Below are 24,552 nucleotides of genomic sequence, written 5' to 3'. Positions count from 1 at the left end.
GTCCAGTACAGGTACGTCATCAGGTCGGCCACGGCCGTCGGCGGCCCCGCTCAGGTGGGCGGCCCGGCGGCCCGGCCGAGGCCGGGTTCCCGGAGGTGCCGGGCTCAGTCCATGACGACGATCTGGCGCAGCACCTCGCCGCCCCTGAGCGCCGCCACGGCGTCGTTGAGGTCGGCCAGCTTGATGCGAGAGCTGATCATGCTCTCCAGGTCGAGCTTGCCCGCCTTGTAAAGGCTCGCGAAGAACGGGAAGTCGCGCCGGACGTCCGAGCCGCCGTACAGCGAGCTGAGGATGTTCTTGCCCTCGAACAGCAGGCTGAAGGCGCTCAGCGGGACGTTGTCGTCCACCGCGCCCGCGCCCACCACGATCGTGTCGCCGCCCCGGCGGGTGGCCTGCCAGGCCGTCATGATGGCGGCGGACTTGCCGACGGCCTCGAAACCGTAGTCGAACCCGGCGCCGCCGGTGAGCGTGCCGACCGCGTCCATGAGCTGGTCCGGGGTGATGGCGTGGGTCGCGCCGACCTTCTTGGCGAGGGCGTGCTTGGACTCCAGCGGGTCGATCGCGAGGATCGTGGTGGCGCCGGAGATGCGGGCCCCCTGGATCACCGACAGGCCGATGCCGCCCGCGCCGACCACGGCGACGGTCGAGCCCGCCCGCACCTTGGCCGTGTTCAGCGCCGCCCCCACGCCGGTGGTGATCCCGCAGCCGATCAGGGCCGCCGCCTCGAACGGTACGTCGGGATCGACCTTGATCGCGCCCTGCCAGGGCACGACGACCTCCTCGGACCAGCTGCCGCATCCGGCCATTCCGAACGCCGGGGTGTCCCCGCCGTAGCGGAAGCGGGCGTTGACGAAGCTGTCCATCACGTACGTCATGCACAGGAACGGCTGGTTCACCAGGCAGTTCGCGCAGCTGCCGCAGGCCGGGGTCCAGTTGAGGATGACGTGGTCGCCGGGCTGGACCGAGGTCACGTGGTCGCCGACCTCGACGACCACGCCCGCGCCCTCGTGACCGGGGATGACCGGCAGCGGCATGGGCAGCACGCCGCTGATCACCGACAGGTCCGAGTGGCAGACGCCGGTGGCCCTGATCTTGACGCGGACATCCGTCGGGCCTGTCGGCGCGAGGGTGAAGTCGTCGCGGATGTCGAGCTTGTCGTCACCGACGGCATGCAGAAGCGCACCACGCATGGGGGGTCCTCCTAGTTCTCCTCAAGGGAGAGGGCGGCTTTGGGACAGGACCGGACCGCGTGCCGGACGCGGTCCATCATCTCCGGCGGCGGCTCAGGCAGCAGCAGGTGCAGCTGGTCGTCGTCGTCGAGCTCGAAGACCTCCGGGGCGAGTCCCATGCAGATCGCATTGGCCTCGCAGACCAGATAGTCGACGTTGATTTTCATACGGGCCTCCTAACCGGGAATGGCGAGCTTACGGTGATCCCAGGAGATCACTCGACTCGGCTCGACCACGAAGGCGACCCTCTTGCGGCCGGTGTAGGCCACGTACTCCGTGAGGAGTTCCTCCGCGTCGGGCATCCCGGCCATCCGTCTGGCCACGTTCATACCGACGTCGAGGATGCCCTCGGGGTCGTCGATCCTCCGCGCGATCCCGTAGACCAGGACGCCGCGCAGGTCGGAGTATTCGTCCCCGGCCTCGATCAGGCAGCTCACCCGGGCGTCACGCTGGATGTTGAGTGTCTTCTGCGCCTTGCCGTAGGTCCAGAACGAGATCTTGCCCTCGGTCAGCCCGTAGAACATGGTCACCATGTGCGGTGTCCCGTCGGGGTTGATCGTGCCGAGTTGCAGCTTCCGTGACTCGCCGACGAAAGCCGTCACCTCGTCGTCGGACATCACGATGCGGGCGCGCTGGTTCACGGTGCAAAGTAGAACACGTTCCACAAGGCCGGGCAAGGGCATTCGGAATGTTGTTCGGTCTCGGTAGTCTGCTGCGATGAGCATCGCCACCATGCCGGCCGACCTGCTGTACGCCGCCCAGCGCGCCAAGGGTTTCATGCCACACCAGGAGGGAATCGCGCTGTTCGAGATCGCCGCCGAGTACGGCCCGCGCGGCCCGATCTGCGAGATCGGCAGTTACTGCGGGAAGTCCGCCGTCTACCTCGGGGCGGGGGCCCGGCAGGCCGGGTCCGTCGTCTTCACCGTCGACCACCACCGGGGCTCCGAGGAGATCCAGCCGGGCTGGGCCCACCACGACCCCACGCTGATGGACCTCCGCTTCGGCAAGATGGACTCGCTGCCCACGTTCCGGGCCACCATCGCCTCCGCCGGCCTGGAGGACGAGGTCGTCGCGATCGTCGGCAGGTCCGAGCGCGTCGCCGCGCTGTGGAACACCCCGCTGGCGATGCTCTTCATCGACGGCGGCCACTCCGAGGATCCGGTGACCAAGGACTACGAGGGGTGGGCGCCGCACGTCATGCAGGGCGGTGCCCTGGTCTTCCACGACGTCTACCCGGACCCGGCCAAGGGCGGGCAGGCCCCCTACCGCGTCTACCAGCGGGTCCTCGCCTCCGGCTCGTTCAAGGAGGTCCGGCAGGAGGGCTCGCTGCGGGTGCTCGAACGGGTCGGCCCCGGTATCGGCTGAGCTCCTCGTACCCGCTCGCCACCGGACCGCCGGCGCCGGGCGGGTGGAGACGGTCGTGAAGGGCCACCCGGAGACTCCGGCACGCACCGGCGGCCACCGGGGCGAGGAACAGCCCGAAGACGACGTGGAACTGGACGAGCAGCCCGTAGACCGCCGCGGTGGCCAGGCCGAACACGACCTGGTCGCGCGGCCTGGCCGGGGACGTGGCAGGGTCGATGAGCAGGTATCCGGTGTAGAGGGCGAAGACCGTCCCGGTCATCGGCAGCAGGGCGCCGACCACCGACACGTCGGTCAGCCCTCCTCTGACCAGCGCCTGCAGGGCGAACCCGCCGGCCCAGCCGAGGACCAGCGGCAGCCTCCCCGCGAGCCTGGCGTTCACCGCCGTTCCCCAGGCCAGCACGGCCAGCGGCACGACCAGGTCGAACGGCCCCGAGACCCACGCGGTGAACTGGTACGCCGGAGCGAGCCCGACCCACGGGAACAGCAGCAGCACGGCGACGACCCCGAAGGCCGCCGGGTTCAGGAACGGCCTGCCCGGCGCGTCCTCGGCGGCCCGTCCAGCCCCGCCGGGCTCTCTCGCCGTCTCCGGCGTCTCCCGCGCCCTCGGGACCCGCGGCGCCTGTGGTGCCGGTGGCGCCGTCACGCGGAAGACGTACGTGCCGCCGACGCCGATGAGGACGGCCAGCGCGACCGGCATCAGGTGCCCGTTGCCGGACAGCAGCATCGCGCAGAGCAGGCCGCAGACGTAGGAGGGCAGGAAGAAGCCGGCGACCCGGGCGCGGGGCACCCCGAGGTAGCGGGCCGGGCGCCGCCGCGACCACGCGTCCACGGTCTCCAGCGCGAGCTCGGCGGTCACGCCGGTGAGCACGCCGACCACCGGTGCCAGGCAGGACTGCTCGAACCCGAGCACGGTGTGCCCGAGCACGGTGATCAGGGTGAGGGACTCCGCCAGCCGCCGGAACGCCCTGTCCCGCCCCCGGTCGGTGCTCATGGCCGCCGGACCTCCGAGGCGCGGCCGCCGGCCAGCAGGATCCGGTGCCAGCCGGGCTCCAGGGACAGCGACGCGGTACGGGCGCCGCCGCAGGCGTCCCTCCAGGAGATCCCGACGGGGACGGTGGCGCCCGGCAGGTCGTCGCCCAGGCCGAACAGCAGCTCGGGCGCGGAGACGCCGTTGTGGCCGTTGGCGGGGTAGAGCTGCCTGCTGCGCGTGACCCCGCCGGGCAGGCGCACCGTGGCGACGGCTCCGATGGCGGGCCGCGTCGGCCCGGGACGCGCCTGCCCCGCAGGCGTCCGCGCGGGGGGTGTCGCGGTGGCCGTGTCGCAGGCGCCCGCGGGGAGACGGAGCCGCAGGCCCACGAACGGGGCCGTCGGGCCGTGGTTGCGGTAGAGGACCGACGCGGACCACTGGTTGGCGACCGCGAAGTCCAGCCGCCCGTCGTCGTCGACGTCGCCCACGGCGAACGCCCGGCTGACCGTGCCGCCGTCACCGTCACCGTCACCGTCACCGTCACCGTCACCGTCACCGTCACCGTCACCGTCACCGTCACCGTCACCGTCACCGTCACCGTCACCGCTGTCGCCACCGACCCCGGCCCGCCGCGCCACGTCCACGTAGCGGCCGTCCGGGCCCCTGGTGAAGAAGGTGTTGGTGTCGCGGCCCGACAGGTCGTCCCCGGCCCGCAGGTCCGGCCACAGCGAGGGGCGGGACAGGAGCAGGTCGTTGGCCGAGGCCGCCTCCAGCAGCCGCGCCCACCGGTCGGCCTCGCCCCTGACGAAACCGGTCGCGTGCATGATCTCGTCGACGCCGTCGTTGTCGAAGTCGGCGGCCTTGACGTCCCAGGACCAGCCGCTGCGGCTCAGCCCCAGCTCCTCGCCGAGGTCGTCGTACGGCGCGTGACCCTCGTGGAGGCCGCCGGGTCGTGAGACGAAGGCGAAGTTGCTCTCGTGCGAGGCGTGGTTTCCGGTGAGGTTGCTCACCAGGATGTCCGGCCTGCCGTCGGCGTTGAGGTCGGTGAAGGCCACCCCCATCCCCGTGAACGAGTCGCGGCCGAGGACCCGGGAGTGAGGGGTCGTCAGGTGCCGGGTGCCCCGGGCCTCGGTGAACCGGATCCTGCCGGGCACCGACTCGTTGACCAGCAGGTGGTCGGGGCCGAAGTCGTTGGCCACGTACAGTTCGGGCCGCCCGTCGCCGTCCAGGTCCTGGGTGCCCAGCGCGAGGGTCCAGCCCCCGCCTCCCGCACCGTCCTCGACCTCGTCGAACACCCCCTCGGCCTCGGTGAACAGCGCGGGTCCCGTCGCCCGGTAGAGCCGGTCGCCGCCCCCGTTGGCGGCGGCGGCCAGCGAGTCGGGCATCACGGCGTCGCCGCGGTCGGCGCCGCCGCCCAGCACCCTGACGCCGTCGGGGAAGTAGTTGCCGAAGACCAGGTCGAGGCGGCCGTCCCCGTCGAAGTCACCGGCCGTGGCGGCGCTGGTGTTCCAGATCTCCGGTTCGCCGGTCAGCGCGCGGTGGCGGAAGGCCGCGCCGGACGGGGGCGCCCCGGGCACGCGCAGGAACAGGGAGGGGGAGCGGCCCCAGTAGTAGACGACCAGGTCCTCCCAGCCGTCCTGGTCGAGGTCGGCGGGCAGGCACCCGGTCGGCGCCTCGTGCCGCCCGCGCTGCGGGGGGACCAGCGTGAACGGCCGGTAGCCGCGGGAGGTCCCCGGCGCCGGCCCGACGGTCACCGTGTCGCGGCGGGGGTCGACCAGGCACAGGTCGTCGGCGACGGCCTCGTCGTCCACGTCGAACAGGGCCACCCCGGCGCCCAGCGCCGACACCCGGCCGCGGAGGTTGGCGTATCCCGGCGCGACCGGCCGCAGGACGCGGTCACCGGGCTCCGCGGGCGGGCCCAGCCGCCTCGCGTGGAAGGAGAAGTCGGCGGACGCCTCCACGGCCGAGGTGTCCGGCAGGGCGGTCAGCCTCCACCCGGCGGTCGCGGCCACCAGGGCCAGGACTCCCGCCGCGTACCTGCGAACCCCCGGCACCGTTCCCACCGCCCTCCGGATCGTGGTCATGAGTGGTCGTAAGTGTCATGAGCGCCATGGATGTCATGGGTGTCATGAATCGCGGTCGCGCCGTGCCCAGGCCTTCCGGATTCCCGCCCGCCAGGCCTGGTAGTGGTCGTCGCTGTGCGCGTTGTGGCCCAGCGCGACGAGCGCGGTGTCGGTCCAGCCCGCCGCCTCGTCCACCTCGGCCCCGCACAGCACGGGGGCGGCGGCGGCGGTGTGCCCGGGGACGACGGCCGAGATCAGCCGGGCGGCGCAGGCGAGGGCGCAGCCCTGGGCGAGGTGGGCGCGGAAGCCGTCCTCGGCCGCGGCCGAGGCCAGCCGCCCCAGGTCCTCGGTGCTCGCGCCCCCGGCGTACGTGGCGGCCAGGCCCACCCCGCTCCACAGGTCGGCGCGGCGTCCCGCGGGGAACTCGGCGACGCGCAGCACGACGTCGCCCGCCCCCGCGCACTCGTGGAACCAGAGCATCCGCCCCAGCCCCTGGTCGAAGATCGCCCGCCGCGTCCGGTCCATCAGCCCGGCCGTGCGCTGGCGTCCCACCGTCCGGTCGGAGGAGAAGAAACCCTGGTGGAAGCCGAAGCCGTCGTGGGCCAGCCAGCGCAGCAGCGGGTGCACCGAGTGGACGCCCCACATCGGCCGCAGCCGCATGCGGGCGTACGCCCGGCCGGTGCCCATGTGGATGAGGTGCGGGTGGCGCAGGCCCTGCCCGCTCAGCAGCTCCCTGAGCCGGCGCCCGCCGGTGAGGGTGAGCACGTCGAGGGTGGCGCAGGCCATGCCCGCGCCCTCGTACGCGAAACCGCGCAGGTCCTCGCGGAGGTCGTCGATCCGCTCGGTCTCCCCGGCGACCACCGCGTTGAAGCCGGAGACGAACGCCCTGCCCGCGTCCTCCAGAGGCTCGCGCGCCGGCCCCAGCCGGAACCGCCGCACCCCGAACCCCATCCGGGCCGGGTCCTGCCACAACAGCCGGGCCATCCCCTTCGGCCTGGCCGGGGTGAGGGACTTCCGAGGTTCCGGAGGTTCCGGAGGTTCTGGAGGCTCCGGAGAGCGGGATGGGTCCGACGCCTCCAGCGGGTCCGAGGGCTCGGGCGGGGCCGGAGCCCCGGACGGGCTCTTCGAAGGCTCCGGAGGGTTCGGGGGTTCGACGGGAGGCGGGGGTTCGTGACGGGAAGGAGGGGAGGCAGGGGAGTCCTGAAGGTCCGGAGGGGCGGGCGGAGGGGGTGGGAGGTCGGTGGGATCGGGAGGACCCGAGGTGTCCGGCGCGCCGGGAGGCGCCGGGAGGTCCGGAGCGGGGGAAGGCGCCGGGGGGTCCGGCGGGTCGACGGCCTCGGTGCCGGTTCTCGCGCCGGCCGTCTCGGCGCCGTCGCCCTGAGTCACCGTCCGAGTGCCCTCCGCGTTACTCACGGACCCGAACGTAGTGAGCCGCCTGCGGCCCTTCAAGTACCGCGTTTCTGATTCCGGGCAAAGAAACCGCCGCGGGCCGGGCCGGGAGTCTCCGCCGGGCCCGCCGGCCGGGGCTCCGTACGACCTCACCGTGGCCGTGGCCGAAGCCGAAGGCCGAAGTCGTGGTCGGGTTGTGGTCGTGGCGAGGTCGTGGTGGGAGGCGCGGGACCGGCGGTCAGCCCCTGGAGCGGGCGTGGCTGCAGCCGCAGGCGGCGGTGGGACGGTCGGTCACGTACGCGCCCGCGTCGCGGAAGATGCCCGAGGCGGGGGTGTGCCCGGCCAGCGCGTCGGCGGCGAGCACGACCGCGGCCGCGGTGTAGGCCGAGCGCTCGTGCGGGAAGTGCTTCTCGTTCACGAACTGCCAGCCGGTCCAGTACGAGCCGTCCTCGTGCCGCAGGTGCTGCATGTCCGCGAAGAGCTTCGACGCCCGCTCCCGGTCGCCCAGGGCGTCGAGGGCCAGCACCAGCTCGCACGTCTCGGCGCCGGTCACCCACGGCTGGTCGGAGACGCAGCGGATGCCGAGGTCCGGCTCCACGAACGTGTCCCACTCCTCGGCCAGCCGCGCCTCCGCGGCCGGGCCGCGTACCGCGCCGCCCAGGATCGGGTAGTACCAGTCCATCGAGAAGCGGCTCTTGTCGGCGAACGCCTCGGGGTGGGCGGCCAGCACGTGGCCGAGCTGGTCGGCGGCGAGCTCCCAGTCGGGCTGCGGATCGCCCAGGTGCTCGCCGAGCAGCACGCCGCAGCGCAGGCCCTGGTGGACGGAGGCGCAGCCGGTCAGCAGGGCGTACCCGGCGGGCCTGCCGTCGGCCGCGCGCTCCCAGACGATCTCACCCCGGGTGGTCTGCAGGCCGACCACGAAGTCCAGCGCCGCCCGGACGACCGGCCACATGCGCCGCGCGAACTCCTCGTCCCCGGTCACCAGCAGCTCGTGCCAGACGCCGACCGCGGCGTACGCGGCGTGGTTGGACTCCCCGCCCTGCTCGACGGCCTCGCCGCCGACCAGCTTCATCGGCCAGGAACCGTCGGCCCGCTGCGTGCGGACCAGCCAGTCGTACCCCCGCCGGACCGGGTCGGTCAGCCCCGCCACGCTCATCGCCATCAGGCACTCGACGTGGTTCCAGGCGTCCACGTGCCCCTCGGGCCACGGGACGCCACCGTCGGGCTCCTGCACCGCCGCGATGCTCCACGCGGTGCGGACGACCTGTTCCCACTGCATTTCCCACCCCATGGAGCCGCTCACCGCTTCTCCCTCAGAGTTCACGCAGGCTTGCGGACGTAGAGCACCACGCTCTTGCCGATGAGCGGGTTGAGCACGGCCTCGGCGATCCTGGTGGCGGCGGGACGCTTCATGATGTCCCAGACCAGCAGCTCGTGGTACGCCTTGGCGAGCGGGTGGTCGTCGTTGCCGACGCCGACCGCGCACTTGATCCACCAGTACGGCGCGTGCAGGCCGTGGGCGTGGTGGTGCGGGCCGATGACGAAGCCCGTCGACTTGAGCTTCGCGCTCAGCTCGGCCAGCGTGTAGATGCGGACGTGCCCGCCGGGCGCGGTGTGGTACGCCTCGTCGAGCGCCCAGCAGATCCGTTCGGGCAGGAAGCTCGGCACGGTGACGGCCGCCTGGCCGCCCGGCTTGAGCACCCGGAAGATCTCGCGCATCGCGGCCATGTCGTCGGGGATGTGCTCCAGCACCTCGGCCGCGATCACCCGGTCGAAGCTGCCGTCCTCGAACGGCATGTCGAGCGCGTCGCCCGTCACGGTGTCGCCCGTCGCCTCGGGCGGCACCTCCCCGGCCTTGTCCATCGCGGCGAACATGCTCGCCACGCCCTCCAGCTCCCTGGCGTCCATGTCGAAGGCCACCACGTCGGCACCGCGCCGCAGCACCTCGAAAGCATGCCGTCCGCCGCCACAGCCCAGGTCCAGGACTCGGTTTCCCGGTCCCACGGGCAGCCGGTCGAAGTCGACAGTCAGCACTCGCCGCTCCTCTTCACATCTTCACAGGTGATCGTTGGGGGGTGGCTCACTTCGCGCGGCGGGCCCGGATGGCCTCGTGGTAGGCCTCCACGGTCCGCTTGGCGACGACGTTCCAGGTGTAGCGCTCCATCACCCGGTCGTAGCCCTTGCGGCCCACCGCCGCCCGCTCCTCGGGGGAGTCGTGCAGGCGGCGCAGCACCGCGGCCAGTTCCTCGGGGTCGCCCGGGGCCACCTGCACGGCGGCGTCGCCGACGACCTCGGGCAGCGCCCCGGTGCGGCTGGCGACCAGCGGGGTGCCGCAGGCCATGTGCTCGACGGCCGGGAGCGAGAAGCCCTCGTACAGGGAGGGGACGACCGAGATCTCCGAGGTGGCGATCAGCTCGCCCAGCTCGGTGTCGGAGATGCCGTGGACGAACCTGACCCGGTCGTGCAGCGCGAGCTCGGAGACGAGCTTCTCGGTCGGGCCGCCGGGGGTGGGCTTGCTCACCACGGTGAGGTTCACGTCGCGCTCGGTGGCGAGCTTGGCCACCGCCCGCAGCAGCGTCGCGACGCCCTTCATCGGGGAGTCGGCGCTGGCCACCGCGACGATGGAGCCGGGCCGCTTGGGCATCTCCGGGCGCGGGTGGAAGTAGCGGGTGTCGACGCCCAGCGGGATGAGCCGCATGTTCTTCTGCGGCACGTTGAAGTCGCGGTGGATGTCGGCGAGGGACGACTCGCTGACGGTCAGGATCGGGTTGAGCCGGGGCGCGACCTTGGCCTGCATGCGCACGAAGCCGTACCAGCGCCGCATGGGGATCTTCTTGCGCAGCGTCGCGGCCTTCAGCTCGATGCGCCGGTCCACGCTGATCGGGTGGTGGATGGTCCCGACCACCGGGAACAGCTTCTGGATGCCGAGCACGCCGTAGCCGAGGGTCTGGTTGTCCTGCACGACGTCGAAGTCGCCGACGCGCTTCTTCAGCTCGCGGTACGCCCGCAGGCTGAAGGTGAGCGGCTCGGGGAATCCGGCGGTCCACATGGTGCCGACCTCGAGCAGGTCGATCCAGTCGCGGTACTCGCTCAGCCCGGGGGTGCGGAAGGGGTCCTCGTCGCGGTACAGATCCAGGCTGGGGATCTTGGTGAGGACGACGCCCTCGTCGAGCTCCGGGTAGGGCTGGCCGGAGAAGACCTCCACGCTGTGCCCGAGGGCGACCAGCTCGCGGCTGAGATGACGCAGGTAGACGCCCTGCCCACCACAGGTCGGCTTGCTGCGGTACGACAGCAGCGCGACGCGCAGTGATTCAGCACCCGGCACGGCAACCCCCTTCTCAACCTGTCCGAAAAGGGGACAGGTACCGTGAAAGATGACCTTAGTCCTCGGACCCTACCATTCACGAGCTCTGTTGCACTTGATGTGGAATTGTTCCTAGATCGTGCTTCACAGGGTGCGAACTGGGAAGTTAGCCTTACCGAGCGTGATTCGGTGTAACGCGTTCTAGGCGTGCTGTGCCGTGGGGTGCTGGTGCCCGCCGGGGGGTGTGCGGGTACATTCGCCATCAAACGGCACAAGACCAGGCATAGGTCGCCGCCCCCGCAAGCGAGGAGGACGCGTTGGCCAGGCGCGCGCTGATCACCGGTATCACCGGGCAGGACGGTTCCTATCTGGCCGAGTGCCTGCTCAGTCAGGGCTACGAGGTCTCCGGCCTCGCCCGAGGGCAGGCCAACCCCCGCGTATCGCGGCTTCGCAAGCTTCTTCAGGACGTCCAGCTCGTCCGGGGCGACCTGCTCGACCAGGGCTCGCTGATCTCCGCCGTCGAGAAGGTCCAGCCCGACGAGGTCTACAACCTGGGCGCCATCTCCTTCGTCCCCATGTCGTGGGAGCAGGCCGAGCTCACCGCGGAGGTGACCGGCATGGGCGTGCTGCGCATGCTCGAGGCCATCCGGGTCTGCTCCGGCATCTCCTCCTCGCGCACGGCGGCGGGATCGGGCCAGATCCGGTTCTACCAGGCCTCCTCCTCGGAGATGTTCGGCCAGGTCCGCGAGACCCCGCAGACCGAGATCACCCCCTTCCATCCCCGCTCGCCGTACGGGGTGGCCAAGGCGTACGGGCACTTCCTGACGCAGAACTACCGCGAGTCGTACGGCATGTACGCGGTGTCGGGGATCCTGTTCAACCACGAGTCCCCGCGCCGGGGAGCCGAGTTCGTCACCAGGAAGGTGACGCTCGGCGTGGCCAGGATCAAGCTCGGCCTCGCCTCCGAGCTGCGCCTGGGCAACATGGAGGCGCGGCGCGACTGGGGGTTCGCCGGAGACTACGTCCGCGCGATGCACCTGATGCTCCAGGCGGACACGCCGGAGGACTACGTGATCGGCACCGGCCGCACCCACACCGTCCGCGACCTCGTGGAGGCCGCCTTCGCCGCCGCCGGGCTCGACTGGGAGCGGTACGTGGTCACCGACCAGAACCTGCACCGTCCGGCGGAGGTCGACCTGCTGTGCGCCGACCCGAAGAAGGCCCGCGTCCAGCTCGGCTGGGAGCCCACGGTCACCTTCGAGGAGCTCGTGGCGATGATGGTCGAGTCGGACGTCAAGTTGCTCTCCGAGGGCGGCGACCCCGACCAGGACTCCTCCTGGCCCTGAGCCTCCCCGTTCCCGAGCCTCCTGTTCCCGGGCCTCCTGCGCCTTTCCGTCTCGGAGTTGTTCCCGAGCCGTCCCGGAGTCGTCCCCGGGTCGTTTTCGAGCCGTCCCGGAGCCGTCCCGGAGCCGAGCCGTCCCGGAGTCGGGCCGGCTCGGCTCCGGGACGGCCCCGGGTGACCCGGAAGCGGCCTCGAAGGGGTTCCGAAGCGGTACCGAGGTGGCCCGGGCGTTCCCGCCCGTCCTGACCCGGCGGGCTCTCGCCCGCTAGACGAGCCGGAGCGTCTCGCCTTGACGGCGTGCGCGACAGGGGTAATGATATACCCATTGACGAGACGGAACGTATCGTTCCTCGTGAGACCCGGAAAGATCCGACAGAGGAGAAACCATGTCCCGACGTGCGCACATCGCGATGGTCAGCATCCCCGCACCGGGCCACGTGAACCCGAGCATCGAGGTGATCAGGGAGCTGGTGGCGCGCGGGCACCGGGTGACCTACGCCAACGACCCCTCCTTCGCCGAGGTGATCACCGGCGCCGGGGCCGAGCTCGTCCCGTACACCTCGACCCTGCCCATGGGCGACACCGCCGAGTGGCCGGAGGACCCGATCGCCCAGCTCGACGTCTTCCTCGGCGACGCGATCTCGATGCTGCCGCAGCTCCGCGCCGCGTACGAGAACGACCGGCCCGACCTGTTCCTCTACGACATCGGGGGTTACACGGCCCGGGTGCTCGCGGAGAACTGGGACATCCCCCTGATGCAGCTCTCGCCGACCTACGTGGGCTGGGAGGGTTACCGGGAGGACATGGCGCCGATGCTCGAGGAGCTGAGGAGGGCCCCGGGCGGGGCCGAGCACTACCGGCGGTTCGAGGAGTGGCTGCGCGACAACGGCATCCACGGCATCGACTCCGACGACTTCGGGGGCCGCCCGCCGCGGGCGCTGGCGCTCATCCCGAAGGTCATGCAGCCCAACGCCGACCGGGTCGATCCCGCCCGGATCACCTTCACCGGGCCCTGCTTCGCCACCCGCTCCCATCAGGAGCCCTGGATTCGCCCTGAGGGCGCGGAGAAGGTGCTGCTCGTCTCTCTGGGGTCGGCCTTCACCAACCTGCCGGGCTTCTACCGCTCCTGCCTGGCGGCCTTCGGCGACCTGCCCGGCTGGCACGTCGTCCTCCAGGTCGGAAAGTTCGTGGACCGGGCGGAACTCGGGGTGATCCCCGCCAACGTCGAGGTGCACTCCTGGGTGTCGCAGCTCTCGATCCTGGAGCAGGCCGACGCGTTCGTCACCCACGCGGGCATGGGCGGCACCCAGGAGGGCCTGTACTGCGGCGTCCCGATGATCGCCGTCCCGCAGGCCGCCGACCAGTTCGGCAACGCCGACAGGCTCGTGGAGCTCGGGGTCGGCCGCCGGATCGACACCGGGGAGGCCACCCCCGAGGCGCTGCGCGCCGCCCTGCTCGGCCTCACCTCCGACCCGGAGGTGGCGGCGCGGCTGGCGAAACTCCGGGACGAGGTCCGGGGCGAGGGCGGCACCGTCCGCGCGGCCGACCTGATCGAGGAACTGCTCCGGCACCGAGGAGAGGCTCGCCCGTCCTGAGGCGCGGGCCGGGCGGGCGACGCCCGGCCCGCCGCCGGCGCGCTCCGCGGGCGGGCCCATCAGACGGGCGCCGATCCGTCACGGTCCGCCTCGGTTTCCTTCGGCAGTGGCTCCGGCAGTGGCTCCGGCACGGTCCAGACCTCTTCCGAGGTCTTACGACGCGTCACCCGTCCGGACTCGCCGGCGAACACCCCGGACCCCTCGATCGTTCCTGCGCGCTCACCAGCGCAGTTCCCCGGCCTCGTCCTGGAACGTTCCTGTCGGGCCGTCCACGTCGAGAGTCGCCAGACGCACGACGGTCCTGGCGCTCTCCTCAGGTGATCTTCCGCCTTCGAAGGACAGGGCGGCGGTCATGTCGGTGGCGGTGAAGCCCGGCTCGAGCGCGTTGAACTTGATGCCCGGCTGGGACTTGGCGTACTGGACCGTGAGCATGGTGGCCGCCGCCTTGGACGCGGAGTAAAGCGCGGCCCTCACATGGAACTCCGGCCGGTCGGGGTTGGTCACCGCCCAGAACGACCCGGCGCTGCTCGAGACGGTGACCACGGTCGGGTTCGAGGATCTGCGCAGCAGGGGAAGCGCCGCCTCCGTGACGCGCACGATTCCCACCGCGTTGGTGTCGAAGGCCCGCAGGGCCGTGGGACCGTCCAGGGCTCCGTTCTCCAGGATGCCCGCGTTGTGCACCAGGACGTCGAGCCGGCCCTCGGCCGCATCGATCGTCGCCAGCGCGTTGTTCACCGACGCGTCGTCGGTCACGTCGAGCTGCACGAATCGTGCGCCCAGCGCCGCCGCGGCCTTCTCGCCCCGCTCGACGTCACGCGCACCGACGTAGACGACGTGCCCAAGTTCCAGAAGCTGCTTGGCTGTCTCGAAACCGATGCCCTTGTTGGCCCCGGTGACCAGTGTGACGGTCATGTCCCACCTCTCGAAATACGTGGCCCGAGCGGACCGTTGAGCACGCTATGCGGAGCTACTCGCCTGGAACAGAGCCCTCTCGAGCCTGGGGTGTGGCAGGACCACCTCTGTCCGCCTCGCGGAGTCCTGGGCCGGCCTCATGAGCGCGACGACGAACGCCCTCGGCGCGTACCTGCGTGCCCGGCGCGAGCTGGTGACGCCTCAGCAGGCGGGCATCCCCGGCGTCGGTGTGCGGCGTGTGCCCGGGCTGCGGCGCGAGGAGGTCGCCATGCTCGCCGGCATCAGCGCCGACTACTACCTGCGGTTGGAACGGGGCCGCGATCGCAACCCGTCCGCGCAGGTGCTCGAGTCGATCGCTCGCGTGCTCCACCTCGACGACGACCACATCGCCCATCTGCGGACCCTGGTCTCGGAGGCGCCCCGGCGGCGCGGACGCCGGCCGCCCGAGGAGATCCCGCCGCCCGGCGCCCTCAAGCTCCTGGACTCCCTCGTCCAGCCCGCTTTCATCGAAGGCCGGTACTTCGACATCCTGGCCTCGAACAGGCTTGCCAGGGCACTCTCTCCCGGCCTCGCCGCAGGGGGCAACCAGCTGAGGGACATGTTCCTGGACCCGGCCGAGCAGGCTCTGCACCCGGACTGGAAAGACGTCACGGAATGCCTCGTCGCGAACCTGCGGCAGTCCGTGGGCAACGACATCGACGATCCTCGCTTCATCGAGCTCACCGGAGAACTCTCACTGGCGAGTCCCCATTTCCGCCGGCTCTGGGCCCGCCACGAGGTCCGCGGGCAGCGCGGGTCGCTGATGCGGATCAACCACCCGCAGGTCGGGGAAATGACCCTCAACCGGGAACGACTGGGCATAGACGGAACCGAGGGCCTGATGCTCGTCGTGTATCACCCGGAAGCCGGGTCCGGCGATGCGGAGAAGCTGGCCCTGCTGGCCTCCGCGGGCCTGCCGACCTCGGACGGGAACAAGGGCTCCGGCAGGCCGACACGTGAGACGGACGGCGCCGCACTCGGGTGAACCCGGCGAGGAACGACACCGTGTGGCCGCCCCTCCTCTCCCGGTGACCGGCAACGATCACCCCGGCATGCGGAGGAGCACCGCGAGACCGCCGGAGAACACCGGTCGCTCAACCCGGCTGCTGGGCCGGCCGGGCGGTGGTGCGGCCCGCCAGGCGCTCGTAGCGTTGCTTGGCCGCCTGCGGGGTGGCGAGACCGAGACCGAACGCGATCTCCTGCCAGGTGAGGTCGCGGCCCCGCGCCATGAGGAGGAGCGACGCCTCCAGCTCGTCCATTTCCGCGCGGACCCTGGGCAGGAGGGTCAGGGCGGCGGTGATGTCGGCGTGGTCCACCTCCGGCTCGCCCTCCTCGCGATGGGCGCTGCCGCTCAGGAGGAACGTCACGAGCCTGACAGCCTCGTGGGCTCCGAGGACCGTGGGGTGGACCTGCCGGAGGCGCCGGCCCTCGTCGGCCGCGTGGCGCTCGGCGATGCGCGACAGGGAGGCGTACTCGCGGTGCGCCCGGGTCAGGCCCGGGTCGGGAGGCGTGAAGGGGTCGGATGATCCGTCATGAGAAGCGGGCATGCGACCAGGATGAGCCTCGAACGGATTGTTGTCAACACATAGAGTTCAACAAGGTGTTTAAAAGCGGGGGTGTCGTCACCTCTGCGATCCGCTGGACGAGCGGAGAGACGGGGATCTCTCCGGCCTTTCCCCGTGCCACCGGCATCCCCGCCGCCGTCGGCACGTCGGCACGTCGGCACGTCGGCACGAGAATGTCGGCACGAGAAAGGCCATGCGGGGCCGGGCGGCCCCGCATGGCCTTCCGACGCCGTCTCCGGCGTCGTTCTCCGTGTCGCTCTCGGTGGAGTTCTCGCTGGAGTTCTCGGTGTACTCGGTGTCGTTCCCGGCGGCGCCGGATCTCAGGCGACGGAGACCGGCAGGTCCTTGATGCCGTTGATGAAGTTGGACCGCAGGCGGCGGGCCTCGCCGGCCTGCTCCAGGCCGGGCAGCCGCTCGGCCAGCACCTCGAAGAGGACCCGCAGTTCGAGCTTGGCGAGGTGGTTGCCCAGGCAGAAGTGGGCCCCGCCGCCGCCGAAGCCGATGTGCGGGTTGGGGTCACGGCCGATGTCGAAGACGCCGGGGTCGGCGAAGACCTCCTCGTCCCGGTTGGCGGAGCTGTAGAAGACCACGATCTTGTCGTCCTCCTTGACCTCCTGCCCGCCGATCGTCGTGTCGGTGGTGGCCGTACGGCGGAAGAGGTTCACCGGGGAGACCCAGCGGACGATCTCGTCGGCCGCGGTGCGGGCGAGGGCGCGGTCGGCGACCAGCCGCCGCCACTGCTCGGGGTTCTCGAAGAAGGCGAGCATGCCGCCCGAGGCCGCGTTGCGGGTGGTCTCGTTGCCCGCCACCACGAGCAGCAGCACGAACAGGTCGAACTCCTCCTCGGTGAGGGTCTCCCCGGCGGCGTCGGGCATGATCAGCTTGGTGACGATGTCCTCGCGGGGCTGCGCGCGCCGCTCGGCGGCGAGGGCGTTGGCGTAGGCGTAGACCTCCATGGCCGCGTTCGTGCCCTCCGCGGGGTCGGCCGCGTAGTCGGGGTCCTCGGCCCCGATCATCTGGTTGGACCAGTTGAAGATCTTGTCGCGGTCCTCCACGGGGGCGCCGAGCAGCTCGCAGATCACGTACAGCGGAAGCGGGGCGGCGATGTCCCTGACGAAGTCGACCGAGCCGCGTCCCTTGGCCTCGTCCACCAGTTCGTGGCAGATGTCGCGGATGTGCTGCTCCAGGGCGCCCATCATGCGCGGGGTGAAGCCCCGGTTGACCAGGGAACGCCGCCGGGTGTGGTCCGGCGGGTCCTGGTTGAGCATCATCATCCGCTGCAGGGCCATCTGGTCCTCGGGCATCTCGTTGAAGAGCGCGAGTTTCCTGCTCGACGAGAACAGATCGGAGCGGCGGGAGACCTGTACCACGTCGGCGTGCCTGGTGACCGCCCAGAAGCCCGGCCAGCCGCGCTCGGTGTCGCCCGGGTGCGCGTACACCGGCGCGTTCGCCCGTAACCAGGCCAGCTGCTCGTGCGGCGCGCCGTTCCGCCAATAGAAGTCCTGGTCGACCAGATCGATATCCATTGGTCCTCCTGCGAGCCGGGCCGGCGTTCTCGTGACGCGGTGACACGGCTCATTGTCGGTGCGGCCTGGGGGTGCGGTCAGCGGCGTACCCTACCCGTTCGCTGAGAATCCATCGCGAACGTGGCGATCGCGGGACTTTCCGATGTTCCCGCCTCCCGTCCGGGGCACGCCGATCCACCAAGCGCTTGATCAGGCGTTTGGTAATTCCTCTTTCTGAAACGTGTTCTATTACGGGAGGGGGACCCCGTCAAGTCAGGACCCCGGACCCCGGCCGCGGGCCCCTTTCGCGGTGGCCGAAAGGTACTTCGCGCGACGGCCGCCGACGCCCCGCGCCGGGCACCCCACGCGACGCACTCGGCACTCCGCGCGGCGGCTCCCGGTGCTCCGCGCGGGCTCCCGGCGCTTCGCACGGCCGTGAGGCCCGGGACGCGTGGGTGCGTTCCGGGCCTCACGGGGATTCAGAACCGGTTCCTACGGGAGAGACGGGGGAACCGGGGGCGGATCGCGTGCGGGAGCGCCAGGATCAGAACGCGATGTCGCGCCAGGTGCCCACCTCCGCGGCGGTCAGGGCCTTCGGCAGGATGGCCATGCGGTCGACCGCGCCGCTCAGGCGCTGGCCGCCGTCCTGGTCGGCGCCGAAGCGCAGCGGCCGGGAGGTGCAGCCGGTGATGCCGTCGGTGGTGGCCGTGCCGCCGCCGACCCGGGTGCCGTCGACGTAGGCGTTGATCACGCCGTTGCGGTCCATGGTGACGACGAGGTCGATGTAGCGGCCGGTCGGGATCGTCCCGCTCAGCCCCACGTTCTGCCCGGCGCCGATGAAGCGCAGGGTGTTGGAGGGGGTGAGGTCGACGATGATCCCGTCGGTGCCCGGGTTGCCGCCGGGCTGGGAGTCGAAGAGCCGCCGGTAGCCGGTTCCCCCGATCTTCACCTCGGCCGCGAACGTCGCCTCGGGCAGGTAGCCCAGCAGGGTGTTCCCGGTGGTGAGGTAGGTCGAGCCGTTCAGGACCAGCCCGCTGCCGCTCGGGGCCCCGGCGTCGTAGGTCGCGCCGCCGACGACGGTGGCGTTCCTGCCGCTGCCGGAGGCGTCGGTGACGGTCGTGCCCGACGTCGGGTCCCAGGCGACGACGGCGCGGTCCGCCGGGGGAGAGACGCACGGGTTCAGGCCGACGGCCGCCGAGCCGCCCGCCTTCCAGCCGCTTCCCGACAGCTCCGCCGCGACCCGCGCGGACCTGGTCCCGTTCGAGGGACCGACGGTCACCGAGAACGAGAAGGTCTTCGGGCCGCCCGGCGAGACGGCGGGCACCTCGACCGAGGCGGGGACGGCGGTCCAGCCCTGCGGCAGGGCGAGGGCCAGCGTGCCGGCGGGCACGTTCTCCCGGCCGGTCGCGGTGACGGTGACGGTGACCGGGATCGACTCGCCGGCGCCCGCGACGACCGGGGCGGTGATCTTGACGGTCACCTCGTTGACGAGCGTGTAGGACCTTCCGGCCTTGGCGTCGATGGTGACGACGTCGCCGTCGCGGCGCGGGGTGATCGTCCGGCCGCGCTCGTCCTCGACGTGGTAGCGGCCGCCGATCATGGCGGCGCGGACCTTGAGGGGGCCGGACGTCCCGGCGTGCACGGTGACCCTGTCGGCGTTGCCGTCCTTCCACGAGGCGTCAACGGTCACGTCGCCCCGGGCGCGCAGGCCGGTGACCGACCCGGTGGGCCAGGCCGACGGCAGCGCGGGCAGCACGTGGACCGTGTCGTGCTGGCTCTGCAGCAGCATCTCGGCGATGCCGGAGGTGGCGCCGAAGTTGCCGTCGATCTGGAACGGCGGGTGGGTGTCCCACAGGTTGTCCAGCGTGGAGCCCTTGAGCTGCTCGCTGAGCATCTTGTGCGAGTGGTCGCCGTCCAGCAGGCGGGCCCAGAAGTTGACCTTCCACGCCTTGCTCCAGCCGGTGCCGCCGTCGCCCCGCGCGGTGAGCGAGATCCTGGCCGCCTCGGCCTCCGGGGTGCCGGCCGTGATCTGCCGTCCGGGGTGCAGGGCGAACAGGTGGGAGACGTGCCGGTGGGTGTTGCCCCGGTCGTCCAGGTCCTCCTTCCACTCCTGGAGCTGTCCCCAGGAGCCGATCCTGATGCCCGGGTCGAGCTTGGCCAGCGCGGCTCTCACCTCGGCCTGGAAGGCCTTGTCGGTCTTCAGCTCCTTCGCCGCCTCCAGGGTGTTGGTCAGCAGGTCGAAGACGATCTGCTGGGACATCGAGGCGCCCGCCGTGAAGTCGCCCTGCTCGGGGGAGTAGCTGGGGGAGACCACCAGCCTGCCGTCACGCGGGTCGGTGTAGAGGGTGTCCAGCCAGAACTCGGCCGCCCCCTTCATCACCGGGTACGCGGTCTTGCGCAGGTACTTGGTGTCGCCGCTGAAGCGGTAGTGGTCGTACATCTGCTGGGTCACCCACGCCGCCGCGTCGGGGAACCAGAACGAGGTGGCCCAGTTGTGCACGCCGGTGAAGCCGAACGGGTTGGTCTCGTTGTGCACCACCCAGCCGCGCGCCCCGAACATCTCCTTCGCGGTCCTCTGCCCGGGGGCGACCATCGACCGGATGTAGCTGTCGTACGGCTCGGTCGTCTCGGCGAGGTTGGTCTGCTCGGCGAGCCAGTAGTTCATCTGCAGGTTGATGTTGACGTGGTAGTCGGCCGACCAGGGGGGATTGGTGGAGTTGTTCCACACGCCCTGCAGGTTGGCCGGGAGCGACCCCTCCCTGGAGGAGGCGATCAGCAGGTAGCGGCCGTAGGCGAAGAACATCGCCTCCAGCGCCCGGTCGTCGGCCGAGGCGCCGCCGGTGTACGCCGCGCGCAGCCTGTCCGTCGGGATCGCCGGGGTCTTCTGCCCGAGGTCCAGCCTGACCCGGTCGAACAGCTTGCGGTAGTCGGCCCGGTGCTCGGACCTGAGCTCCTCGTACGACGTGCGGGAGGCCCTGTCGACCGCCTTGGTCACCTTGGCGTGCGGGTCCGCGGTCCGGTAGGTGGGGTAGACGTCGGAGTAGTCGGTGCCCGCCGACAGCACGAACACCGCGCTGTCGGCGCCCGTGACGGTGATCCTGTCGGTGCCGTCGGTGCGGGTGCCGCCCTGGGTGATCACCTGGACCTGCGACTCGAACCTCATGCCGTTGTCGGCGAGCACGCCCTTGACGGTGAGGCGGCCCTTGGAGACCGAGACCTGCTTGTCGTCACGAGGCGATGAGGTGCGCAGCGTGAAGGAGACCTTGCCGCGCCTGTCGGCGGAGACCTTGCCGACGACGACGTTGCCGGGATGGCTGGCGAAGTACTCGCGGGAGTGGGTCACCCCGTTCGCGGTGTAGCCGACCCTGGCGACCGCCTCGCGCAGGTCCAGCTCCCGGCGGTAGCCGGTGACGGTGTTCTCGGCGTTCTCGGGGCCCCCGGGGGTCTCGGGCATGTCCAGCCAGAGGTCCCCGAAGGTCTGGTAGGCGCCGAAGCCGCTCTTGGGCTGGCCGAGCTTGGCCGCCACCGCCTCGGGGGACATCCTGCCGTCGCGGTCGATCTGAGCCCTGACCTCGGCGATCGCGTTCGGCCTGGGGGAGGTCCAGTTGCCGAAGTCGTAGCCGTTCGCGCCGGGGCCGCCGGTCCACAGGGACTTCTCGTTGAACTGGATCTGCTCGCTGTTCACGCCGCCGAACACCATGGCGCCCAGCGCGCCGTTGCCGATCGGCAACGCCTGGGTCTCCCAGTCGGTGGCCGGTTTGTCGTACCAGAGCGTCAAGTCATCGGGTGTATTCGACATGGTCATATTTGCTGACGGCTCCGTGTCGGCCGAGCTCTGGCCGTATAACCCGGTGGCGAGGATGAGGGCGGCGAGGAGTGCGACGCCGAGACGCCGTCGTGGGGGGCGGTGCAACGGATTCCTCCGATCACAAGGCGGGACTGTTTCAAGGAGATAGCACCGAAATTCCGCCGCAACAAGCCTCATCCTCCGATGTTTCTCGGTAGTTGATCACTTTTGTACCTCTCACCACCGCGAACGCCCCAGATGATCTCCGTTTCCGTCCGCACGAGGAAATCCGATGACTGGAGGTCAAAATTGGGGCACGATCCGGCATTACCCCTGCCATCTGCGGTTTCTCCTCGATAACGGATCGGACGTATCGGTCCGCGAGGGGTTGACACCGAGGTTCGGCGTCGTTCAGCATCACGAGACAAGACATCCGATGTATCAACGAAGGGTGCGGTGTGAAGCTGCTGCGAGTGGGACCCGTCGGCCAGGAGCGACCGGCCGTCCTGGACGGGGCCGGTAACCTCCGCGAAATCTCGGAAGCCGAGATCGACGGGGCTTTCTTCGCTTCCGGGGGAGTGGCTCGTGTCCGAGAGGCGCTGGAGCGGGACGAGCTTCCCGTGCTGGATGCCGAGGGGTTGCGGATCGGCGCCCCGATCGCGCGGCCAGGGAAGATCGTGTGCGTCGGGCTCAACTACCGCGACCACGCGGAGGAGACGAACGCCGCGATCCCGGCCGAGCCGATCATCTTCATGAAGGCTCCCAACACGATCGTCGGACCCGACGACGAGGTGCTCATCCCCAGGGACAGCGTGAAGACCGACTGGGAGGTCGAGCTGGCCGTCGTCATCGGCGAGACGGCCCGCTACGTCGAGACGCACGAGGAGGCGCTGTCCAAGATCGCGGGCTACGCCGTCTCCAACGACGTCTCCGAGCGCGAGTTCCAGCTGGAGCGCGGCGGCCAGTGGGACAAGGGCAAGTCCTGCGAGACCTTCAACCCGCTCGGCCCCTGGCTGGTCACCCCCGACGAGATCGCCGACCCGCAGGCCCTGGGCCTGCGCCTGTGGGTGGACGGCACGCGTTTCCAGAACGGCGACACCAAGAACATGATCTTCACGGTGGCGGAGGTCGTTCGCTACCTCAGCCGGTTCATGGTCCTCGAACCCGGTGACCTCATCAACACCGGCACCCCGGCGGGCGTCGCGCTCGGCCTGCCCGGCACGCCGTACCTGCGCGCCGGGCAGGTCGTGGAGCTGGAGATCGACGGCCTCGGGCGCCAGCGACAGACCGTGGGGCAGGCATGAGCGACAGGATCGACATCCGCGAGGCCGCGCCGGTCGAAACCATCGTGGCCGGGGCGGCGGAGGGGGTGCCGGCGGGGGTCGGCGCGTACCGCATTACCTCGATGGAGACCCACGACATCCGCTTCCCCACCTCGCTGGAGCTCGACGGCTCCGACGCGATGAACCCCGACCCCGACTACTCGGCCGCCTACCTGGTCCTGCGGACCGACGACGGGTTCGAGGGCCACGGCTTCGCCTTCACCATCGGGCGCGGCAACGAGGTGCAGACCGCCGCGATCAGGGCCCTGGAGCCGTACGTGCTCGGCAGGGACGTCGAGGACATGGGCGCCCTGTGGAAGGACATGGTCCACGACTCCCAGCTGCGCTGGCTCGGTCCGGAGAAGGGCGTCATGCACATGGCGATCTCCGCCGTGGTCAACGCGCTCTGGGACCTCAAGGCCAAGCGGGCGGGCCGGCCGCTCTGGCTGCTGCTGGCCGAGATGTCCCCCGAGGAGCTCGTCGAGCTGGTCGACTTCCGCTACCTCACCGACGCGCTCACCCCACAGGAGGCGCTGGACATCCTGCGCGCCGCCGAGCCCGGCAGGCGCGAGCGCGTGGCCCACCTGCGCGAGCACGGCTACCCGGCCTACACGACCTCCCCGGGATGGCTCGGCTACGGCGACGACAAGCTGCGCCGCCTGTGCAAGGAGGCGATGGACGAGGGCTTCACCCAGATCAAGCTGAAGGTCGGCGCCGACCTGGAGGACGACAGGCGGCGGATGCGCATCGCCCGCGAGACCTGCGGCGAGGACTTCCCCATCGCGATCGACGCCAACCAGCGCTGGGACGTCGACTCCGCCATCGCCTGGGTCAACGCCCTCGCGGAGTTCCGCCCCCACTGGGTGGAGGAGCCGACCAGCCCCGACGACGTGCTCGGCCACGCCGCCATCGCCCGGGGCATCGCGCCCATCCCGGTGGCCACCGGCGAGCATGTCCAGAACCGCATGGTCTTCAAGCAGCTCCTGCAGGCCGGCGCGATCTCCTACCTGCAGATCGACGCGGCCCGCGTCGCGGGCGTGAACGAGAACGTCGCGATCCTGCTGCTCGCCGCCAAGTTCGGCGTCCCGGTCTGCCCGCACGCGGGCGGGGTCGGCCTGTGCGAGCTGGTGCAGCACCTGTCGATGTTCGACTACGTCGCGGTCAGCGGCTCGATGGAGGGCAAGGTGATCGAGTACGTCGACCACCTCCACGAGCACTTCGTCGATCCCGTGGTGATCGAGAACGGCGCCTACGCCGCGCCGAGCCGGCCCGGTTTCGGAGCGGCCATGCACGCCGCCTCGATCATCGACTACACCTACCCCGACGGTCCGGTATGGAGGTCTCTCAATGGGTGAGTTCGACGGCCTGCGCGCCCTGGTCACCGGTGGCGGTTCCGGCATCGGCCTGGCCACCGCCACCCTGCTGGCAGAGCGAGGCGCGCGCGTGGCCTCCCTCGACATCAACGCCTCCGGCGGCCCGTTCGTCGAGGTCACGGCGAACGTCACCGACGAGGAGGCGGTCAACGCGGCCGTCGCCCAGGCCGTCGAGCAGCTGGGCGGCCTGGACATCCTGGTCAACAACGCCGGGATCGGCGCCGCCGGGACGATCGAGGACAACCCCTACGAGGAGTGGTCCAGGGTCCTGGACGTCAACGTCCTGGGCATCGTCCGGGTCACCCGGGCGAGCCTGCCGCACCTGCGCCGCTCGGCGCACGCCGCGATCGTCAACACCTGCTCGATCGCGGCGACGGCGGGACTGCCCCAGCGGGCGCTCTACAGCGCGTCCAAGGGCGCCATCCAGTCGCTGACCCTGGCGATGGCGGCCGACCACGTCCGCGAGGGCATCCGGGTCAACTGCGTCAACCCCGGCACCGCCGACACCCCGTGGGTGCAGCGCCTGCTCGACGCGGCGCAGGACCCGGCGGCCGAGCGGGCGGCCCTGGAGGGCCGCCAGCCGATGGGCCGCCTGGTGAGCGCCCCGGAGGTCGCCGCGGCGATCGCCTACCTCGCGAGCCCGCTCGCGGCGGCCACCACCGGCACGGTCCTGGCCGTGGACGGCGGTATGCAGGGGCTCAGGCTCCGGCCGAAGTCATGACCGGATTCCCCGTGCCGGTCGAGAAAACGGCCGAGAAATAATTCACCCCCCATACAGCTTTGAATCGAGGCAAC

Annotated in this window: 20 protein-coding genes; 7 read left to right on the top strand and 13 right to left on the bottom strand. The window is 71.0% G+C overall.

The features are described 5' to 3' along the window. Positions 1 to 104 precede the first annotated feature (104 nt). The 3 genes from AB0G15_RS27490 to AB0G15_RS27480 are packed head-to-tail and all read right to left on the bottom strand — an operon-like array spanning position 105 to position 1,870. Positions 105 to 1,190: a Zn-dependent alcohol dehydrogenase gene (locus AB0G15_RS27490; protein ID WP_362845281.1), complete on the bottom strand. Its 1,086-nt coding sequence runs from the start codon at positions 1,188 to 1,190 to the stop codon at positions 105 to 107. A gap of 11 nt (positions 1,191 to 1,201) precedes the next feature. Continuing rightward, the gene (locus AB0G15_RS27485) at positions 1,202 to 1,396 is read right to left on the bottom strand and encodes a ferredoxin (protein WP_362696938.1); all 195 of its coding nucleotides are present in this window, start codon (positions 1,394 to 1,396) and stop codon (positions 1,202 to 1,204) included. A 9-nt stretch (positions 1,397 to 1,405) separates the two neighbouring features. Beyond that, complete coding sequence (locus AB0G15_RS27480) at positions 1,406 to 1,870, bottom strand: pyridoxamine 5'-phosphate oxidase family protein (RefSeq protein WP_362845279.1); 465 nt, start codon at positions 1,868 to 1,870, stop codon at positions 1,406 to 1,408. A gap of 76 nt (positions 1,871 to 1,946) precedes the next feature. On the opposite strand from AB0G15_RS27480, the gene AB0G15_RS27475 reads away from it, so the two are divergent. Continuing rightward, positions 1,947 to 2,594 carry a class I SAM-dependent methyltransferase gene (locus AB0G15_RS27475; protein WP_362845277.1) on the top strand — a complete coding sequence of 216 codons (648 nt, stop codon included), beginning with the start codon at positions 1,947 to 1,949 and terminating at the stop codon, positions 2,592 to 2,594. Here AB0G15_RS27475 and AB0G15_RS27470 read toward each other — a convergent pair. The 6 genes from AB0G15_RS27470 to AB0G15_RS27445 all read right to left on the bottom strand — a co-directional run bounded on the left by AB0G15_RS27470 (position 2,530) and on the right by AB0G15_RS27445 (position 10,338). After that, positions 2,530 to 3,585, bottom strand: a complete 1,056-nt coding sequence (locus AB0G15_RS27470; RefSeq protein WP_362845275.1) for an enediyne biosynthesis protein UnbU — start codon at positions 3,583 to 3,585, stop codon at positions 2,530 to 2,532. The two genes, AB0G15_RS27475 and AB0G15_RS27470, sit on opposite strands and share 65 nt — an antisense overlap. Beyond that, the gene (locus AB0G15_RS27465; protein ID WP_362845273.1) at positions 3,582 to 5,645 is read right to left on the bottom strand and encodes a CRTAC1 family protein; all 2,064 of its coding nucleotides are present in this window, start codon (positions 5,643 to 5,645) and stop codon (positions 3,582 to 3,584) included. Before AB0G15_RS27465 ends, AB0G15_RS27470 begins: the two co-directional genes overlap by 4 nt. Before the next feature lie 42 nt (positions 5,646 to 5,687). Beyond that, complete coding sequence (locus AB0G15_RS27460; RefSeq protein WP_362845270.1) at positions 5,688 to 6,608, bottom strand: DUF1702 family protein; 921 nt, start codon at positions 6,606 to 6,608, stop codon at positions 5,688 to 5,690. 643 nt (positions 6,609 to 7,251) lie between these two features. Further along, positions 7,252 to 8,304 carry a prenyltransferase gene (locus AB0G15_RS27455; protein ID WP_362845289.1) on the bottom strand — a complete coding sequence of 351 codons (1,053 nt, stop codon included), beginning with the start codon at positions 8,302 to 8,304 and terminating at the stop codon, positions 7,252 to 7,254. 29 nt (positions 8,305 to 8,333) lie between these two features. Next, positions 8,334 to 9,047, bottom strand: coding sequence for a methyltransferase domain-containing protein (locus AB0G15_RS27450; protein WP_362845267.1), 714 nt, complete (start codon positions 9,045 to 9,047; stop codon positions 8,334 to 8,336). Between the two features lie 46 nt (positions 9,048 to 9,093). Then, positions 9,094 to 10,338: a glycosyltransferase family 4 protein gene (locus AB0G15_RS27445; protein ID WP_362845265.1), complete on the bottom strand. Its 1,245-nt coding sequence runs from the start codon at positions 10,336 to 10,338 to the stop codon at positions 9,094 to 9,096. A gap of 296 nt (positions 10,339 to 10,634) precedes the next feature. Here AB0G15_RS27445 and AB0G15_RS27440 point away from each other — a divergent pair, with 296 nt between their 5' ends. Next, the gene (locus AB0G15_RS27440) at positions 10,635 to 11,663 is read left to right on the top strand and encodes a GDP-mannose 4,6-dehydratase (protein WP_362845262.1); all 1,029 of its coding nucleotides are present in this window, start codon (positions 10,635 to 10,637) and stop codon (positions 11,661 to 11,663) included. A gap of 382 nt (positions 11,664 to 12,045) precedes the next feature. Next, positions 12,046 to 13,254, top strand: coding sequence for a macrolide family glycosyltransferase (locus AB0G15_RS27435; RefSeq protein WP_362845259.1), 1,209 nt, complete (start codon positions 12,046 to 12,048; stop codon positions 13,252 to 13,254). A gap of 219 nt (positions 13,255 to 13,473) precedes the next feature. Here the strand turns inward: AB0G15_RS27435 and AB0G15_RS27430 are convergent, their stop codons facing one another. After that, on the bottom strand, positions 13,474 to 14,166 hold the full coding sequence (locus tag AB0G15_RS27430; RefSeq protein ID WP_362845256.1) for an SDR family NAD(P)-dependent oxidoreductase: 693 nt from the start codon (positions 14,164 to 14,166) through the stop codon (positions 13,474 to 13,476). A gap of 139 nt (positions 14,167 to 14,305) precedes the next feature. Here AB0G15_RS27430 and AB0G15_RS27425 point away from each other — a divergent pair, with 139 nt between their 5' ends. Further along, a complete protein-coding gene (locus tag AB0G15_RS27425; protein WP_362845253.1) occupies positions 14,306 to 15,190 on the top strand; it encodes a helix-turn-helix transcriptional regulator in 885 nt (294 codons plus the stop codon). A 109-nt stretch (positions 15,191 to 15,299) separates the two neighbouring features. Here AB0G15_RS27425 and AB0G15_RS27420 read toward each other — a convergent pair whose 3' ends face one another. From AB0G15_RS27420 to AB0G15_RS27410, 3 genes are all read right to left on the bottom strand, one after another. Next, entirely contained in the window at positions 15,300 to 15,752 is a 453-nt protein-coding gene (locus tag AB0G15_RS27420) for a DNA-binding protein (RefSeq protein ID WP_362845250.1), read from the bottom strand. A 338-nt stretch (positions 15,753 to 16,090) separates the two neighbouring features. Beyond that, positions 16,091 to 17,296 carry a cytochrome P450 gene (locus AB0G15_RS27415; protein ID WP_362845247.1) on the bottom strand — a complete coding sequence of 402 codons (1,206 nt, stop codon included), beginning with the start codon at positions 17,294 to 17,296 and terminating at the stop codon, positions 16,091 to 16,093. 523 nt (positions 17,297 to 17,819) lie between these two features. Further along, positions 17,820 to 21,053, bottom strand: a complete 3,234-nt coding sequence (locus AB0G15_RS27410; protein WP_362845245.1) for a glycoside hydrolase N-terminal domain-containing protein — start codon at positions 21,051 to 21,053, stop codon at positions 17,820 to 17,822. Between the two features lie 467 nt (positions 21,054 to 21,520). Here AB0G15_RS27410 and AB0G15_RS27405 point away from each other — a divergent pair, with 467 nt between their 5' ends. Genes AB0G15_RS27405 through AB0G15_RS27395 form a run of 3 tightly spaced genes read left to right on the top strand, consistent with a single transcriptional unit; the run spans position 21,521 to position 24,478 of the window. Then, the gene (locus AB0G15_RS27405; protein ID WP_362845242.1) at positions 21,521 to 22,366 is read left to right on the top strand and encodes a fumarylacetoacetate hydrolase family protein; all 846 of its coding nucleotides are present in this window, start codon (positions 21,521 to 21,523) and stop codon (positions 22,364 to 22,366) included. Then, positions 22,363 to 23,739 carry an L-fuconate dehydratase gene (locus AB0G15_RS27400; RefSeq protein ID WP_362845239.1) on the top strand — a complete coding sequence of 459 codons (1,377 nt, stop codon included), beginning with the start codon at positions 22,363 to 22,365 and terminating at the stop codon, positions 23,737 to 23,739. The genes AB0G15_RS27405 and AB0G15_RS27400 overlap by 4 nt, the downstream gene beginning before the upstream one ends. Beyond that, a complete protein-coding gene (locus AB0G15_RS27395; protein ID WP_362696904.1) occupies positions 23,732 to 24,478 on the top strand; it encodes an SDR family oxidoreductase in 747 nt (248 codons plus the stop codon). Before AB0G15_RS27400 ends, AB0G15_RS27395 begins: the two co-directional genes overlap by 8 nt. Positions 24,479 to 24,552 lie beyond the last annotated feature (74 nt).

It is taken from the genome of Streptosporangium sp. NPDC023825, from assembly GCF_040639575.1.
Lineage (GTDB): Bacteria > Actinomycetota > Actinomycetes > Streptosporangiales > Streptosporangiaceae > Streptosporangium.
The sequence above is the reverse complement of the archived record's forward strand: the minus strand, read 5'-3'. Positions and strand labels throughout refer to the sequence as shown.

What these genes read in the sequence shown, in the direction of transcription:
- AB0G15_RS27415 (WP_362845247.1), bottom strand. Translation starts at nt 17,296, where the DNA reads ATGGATATCGATCTGGTCGACCAGGACTTCTATTGGCGGAACGGCGCG.
- AB0G15_RS27395 (WP_362696904.1), top strand. Translation starts at nt 23,732, where the DNA reads ATGGGTGAGTTCGACGGCCTGCGCGCCCTGGTCACCGGTGGCGGTTCC.
- AB0G15_RS27470 (WP_362845275.1), bottom strand. Translation starts at nt 3,585, where the DNA reads ATGAGCACCGACCGGGGGCGGGACAGGGCGTTCCGGCGGCTGGCGGAG.
- AB0G15_RS27460 (WP_362845270.1), bottom strand. Translation starts at nt 6,608, where the DNA reads ATGGCCCGGCTGTTGTGGCAGGACCCGGCCCGGATGGGGTTCGGGGTG.
- AB0G15_RS27485 (WP_362696938.1), bottom strand. Translation starts at nt 1,396, where the DNA reads ATGAAAATCAACGTCGACTATCTGGTCTGCGAGGCCAATGCGATCTGC.
- AB0G15_RS27420 (WP_362845250.1), bottom strand. Translation starts at nt 15,752, where the DNA reads ATGCCCGCTTCTCATGACGGATCATCCGACCCCTTCACGCCTCCCGAC.
- AB0G15_RS27475 (WP_362845277.1), top strand. Translation starts at nt 1,947, where the DNA reads ATGAGCATCGCCACCATGCCGGCCGACCTGCTGTACGCCGCCCAGCGC.
- AB0G15_RS27435 (WP_362845259.1), top strand. Translation starts at nt 12,046, where the DNA reads ATGTCCCGACGTGCGCACATCGCGATGGTCAGCATCCCCGCACCGGGC.
- AB0G15_RS27425 (WP_362845253.1), top strand. Translation starts at nt 14,306, where the DNA reads ATGAGCGCGACGACGAACGCCCTCGGCGCGTACCTGCGTGCCCGGCGC.
- AB0G15_RS27465 (WP_362845273.1), bottom strand. Translation starts at nt 5,645, where the DNA reads ATGACCACGATCCGGAGGGCGGTGGGAACGGTGCCGGGGGTTCGCAGG.
- AB0G15_RS27430 (WP_362845256.1), bottom strand. Translation starts at nt 14,166, where the DNA reads ATGACCGTCACACTGGTCACCGGGGCCAACAAGGGCATCGGTTTCGAG.
- AB0G15_RS27455 (WP_362845289.1), bottom strand. Translation starts at nt 8,304, where the DNA reads ATGGGGTGGGAAATGCAGTGGGAACAGGTCGTCCGCACCGCGTGGAGC.
- AB0G15_RS27400 (WP_362845239.1), top strand. Translation starts at nt 22,363, where the DNA reads ATGAGCGACAGGATCGACATCCGCGAGGCCGCGCCGGTCGAAACCATC.
- AB0G15_RS27490 (WP_362845281.1), bottom strand. Translation starts at nt 1,190, where the DNA reads ATGCGTGGTGCGCTTCTGCATGCCGTCGGTGACGACAAGCTCGACATC.